The following is a 2,858-nucleotide window of genomic DNA, read 5'->3' as shown; positions in this document are numbered from 1 at the left end:
TGAATAAATCTAAAAATCTTGTTGGATAATATCTTGAGGCTTTTTTAAAATCAAAAAGTGCCGGCCCTGGGAGTGAGCGGGGGGAAGATTTGGGCATTTTTGCGCCCAAAAATATTCCCCCCGGCAGAACCGAGGGGAAAGTGGAGAAAAACCGCTAATCTAGCAGTTTAAGGCTAAGTCTTGGGATTCTTTTTTCAAGAGATTAACGAGGGTTTCATCACCATTCTCTTGAGCGATTTGTAAACGACGTTCCAGACGACGACGAATATTGTTCAGATGGATGCTAGAAAGGGTTTCCTCTTGGACAACAACAGGGGGTTTGACAACGGGCAACGGACAACTGTTTGGGGTGACTTGCCCAGCAAGATGAGGACGGGTGCTGTAGGCAACTCCACGATACTGACGATGCAGTTTCGGCTCTAATTGGAGCATATGGCGAGGATAATGGTGATTCCAGTCTTGACCTCGGTATTTACCGCCGATATCTCCGGTCTTCATCTCCAAGGGGAGAGAATCCCTTTCGTACTTAACTCCTCGATAGGCTAACGTCATATCACCGACTCCCTGCAATGCTTTAAAGTGACTTTAATCCCCCTTGTCGTCCCTATATAGGGACAACAAATGAAAAGATCTTATTTATTATTCTGTATCTATTTTTACATTTTGTTAGGGAAATTGAAAAAACTTTATAAAAATTTAATATTTTCTAGCTGGCGATAGTATCCTTTTCTGGCTGGATTTGGTCGCCCACCAAAGGAGCCTCTAGGGGTTTGAGGATTAATTTTGGTTGCTCGTCCTCATCGATGAGACGAATTTGAATTTGCGGGCCAGAGGTGGCTAAACGAACCACCATACCATCGACGACGGCGGTTTTCTCGATCGGTTTGCCATTGACAAACGTCCCATTTGCCCCTAAATTTTCCAATTCCCAATCATCGTGATCATCATTATGGCGGATTTCTAAGTGCCGCCTCGAAACCACAGCACTATAGAGAACTACATGATTATCCAGCGCCCTGCCGATGAGAATGGTTGATTGATCATTGTCAAATTGCCAATGTTGTAGGGACGTGGCTTGACTGGGGTGTAAAAGAGTTAAAGTGATCACGGTGACTATTGGCGGCACGATAGGGGCGGTGGACAGGGTAAATCTTGCTGTCAAGATTCATCCTTGCCATTAAGTCTTAAGTCCTAGCAATGAAAATCTCTAGTTACTTGACTAAGCCTTTTCTTTCTATTGTCTCACACTTTCCTGTTCCCTCTGAACCGACCTCCCCCAGAAAATCTAGCCACTTCGCCCTAGTATTAATAAAACTGATGGGGTATGATTTCCACATTTTCAGCAATTTTTAACCTGTTCAGGGATAAGATAGTGCTTGTGTCACCTAAACATTGATCTATGAGCGGCTTGATTATAAAAATAATCTTGATATCGGCTTTGATTTCCCTGGGAATTAAATATCTTGCCCCTTTATTATCGATCGCTCCCAGTCCTCTTAACACTTTAATTCTGGTTTTTACTCCTTTTCTGCTCACGGTTTTTGCCCTCTGGAGACGGACAATAACTGATTAGGAATTTTTCTCCTTACTCATCATGACTTTTGGCAGCAGCCTCGGTTTAGTTCTGTTAGTCTTTTGTCTGTTGATTCTCTGGCAGATTCGACAGATTCTCTTATTATTATTGATGGCGATTCTTCTGGCTCAGATTTTAAATTTGGCTGTGACTTGGTGGCAGCGTCATCACCTCAAGCGTTCCTACGCCCTAATTATCACTCTTTTTGGCTTCTTTATTGGTATTATCGGTATTTTTGTGGGGATTATACCCGCTTTAGTCCAACAATTTCGCCAATTATTTAGTTTATTACCCCAAGCTATAGAAAGACTCTGGGGACAAGTCCATAGTCTTGAGGATTATCTCGATCCTAGTCTGGCCAGTGTCTTACCGGACTTTAAAACACTGCTCGCTCAATTACAACCCCTGATTAACCAAATTGCTGGGCGGGGTTTAAGCATTTTTTACGGTACTTTCGGCATTATCCTCAGCTTACTGCTAATTGTTGCCCTGGGCTTGATGATTCTCGCCGATCCTGCCGCTTACTACCGTTGTTTTCTGCGTTTATTTCCTGCTTTCTACCGTTCTAGGGTACGATCGATCCTAGAACAGTGCGATCGAGATTTAAAAGCTTGGCTGAAAGGGATTTTCTGTCATATGTTGATTATGACCTTGGGTAGTTGCCTGGGTCTATCCCTGATCGGCATTCCCCTCGCTTTTTCCCAATCTATTCTCGCGGGATTTCTCACCTTTATCCCCAACCTCGGGCCAGTTTTAAGCACGATTTTACCCTTTTCTATCGCCCTTCTGGAAGCTCCCTGGCAACCCTGGGCGGTTTTACTACTCTACAGCAGTATTTATCTGTTAATTCAATATTTCGACCGTCATTCACCGCTGCCGATTTTAACAGTGCGGTCGCTCAGGCTCTTACCCGCTTTTACCCTGTTGGCCCAGTTGTTTTTTGCCTCGATTTTTGGCTTTTTAGGGCTATTTCTGGCGGTTCCCCTGACGCTTATCGGTCGTATTTGGCTAAAGGAAGCTTTGATCAAGGATATTCTCGACCATTGGCGGCTTAGGGATAAAAAATACTAAACTGGGGATCTAGGATTCGAACCTAGGAAATGGCGGGACCAAAACCCGCTGCCTTACCGCTTGGCTAATCCCCATTGGACAGACCTTTTTAATATTAGCATTTATCTCCCCGGTTTTGTCAAGAAGTTGATAAAAATTTTTTACTTAGGGTTTGCGGCAAAAAGTTTTTCGTGGGGGCAGGGTTTGGGGTGTGGGGTTTGGGGTGTGGGGTGTG

The 2,858-nt window shown here is 44.1% G+C and carries 4 protein-coding genes and 1 tRNA gene; 2 read left to right on the top strand and 3 right to left on the bottom strand.

The window, feature by feature from the left end; all coding sequences use genetic code 11:
* Positions 1–159 precede the first annotated feature (159 nt).
* A complete protein-coding gene (locus tag PX636_RS10375) occupies positions 160–552 on the bottom strand; it encodes a DUF4278 domain-containing protein (RefSeq protein ID WP_002799162.1) in 393 nt (130 codons plus the stop codon).
* Positions 553–706: 154 nt separating this feature from the next.
* A complete protein-coding gene (locus PX636_RS10370) occupies positions 707–1,108 on the bottom strand; it encodes an FHA domain-containing protein (protein ID WP_012265729.1) in 402 nt (133 codons plus the stop codon).
* 291 nt (positions 1,109–1,399) lie between these two features.
* Here PX636_RS10370 and PX636_RS10365 point away from each other — a divergent pair, with 291 nt between their 5' ends.
* Together PX636_RS10365 and PX636_RS10360 are read left to right on the top strand one after the other, a co-directional pair.
* The gene (locus PX636_RS10365; RefSeq protein WP_002799164.1) at positions 1,400–1,573 is read left to right on the top strand and encodes a hypothetical protein; all 174 of its coding nucleotides are present in this window, start codon (positions 1,400–1,402) and stop codon (positions 1,571–1,573) included.
* Between the two features lie 21 nt (positions 1,574–1,594).
* A complete protein-coding gene (locus PX636_RS10360) occupies positions 1,595–2,644 on the top strand; it encodes an AI-2E family transporter (protein ID WP_288117047.1) in 1,050 nt (349 codons plus the stop codon).
* Position 2,645: 1 nt separating this feature from the next.
* On the opposite strand, the gene PX636_RS10355 is transcribed toward PX636_RS10360, so the two are convergent.
* Positions 2,646–2,718, bottom strand: a tRNA-Gln gene (locus PX636_RS10355).
* Positions 2,719–2,858: the final 140 nt, after the last annotated feature.

This window comes from Microcystis sp. M53598_WE2 (assembly GCF_030067735.1).
Classification (GTDB): Bacteria; Cyanobacteriota; Cyanobacteriia; order Cyanobacteriales; family Microcystaceae; genus Microcystis; species Microcystis aeruginosa.
Note: the sequence above shows the minus strand (reverse complement) of the source record. Positions and strands in the feature narration are given on the sequence as shown.

What these genes read in the sequence shown, in the direction of transcription:
- PX636_RS10360 (WP_288117047.1), top strand. Translation starts at nt 1,595, where the DNA reads ATGACTTTTGGCAGCAGCCTCGGTTTAGTTCTGTTAGTCTTTTGTCTG.
- PX636_RS10365 (WP_002799164.1), top strand. Translation starts at nt 1,400, where the DNA reads ATGAGCGGCTTGATTATAAAAATAATCTTGATATCGGCTTTGATTTCC.
- PX636_RS10375 (WP_002799162.1), bottom strand. Translation starts at nt 552, where the DNA reads ATGACGTTAGCCTATCGAGGAGTTAAGTACGAAAGGGATTCTCTCCCC.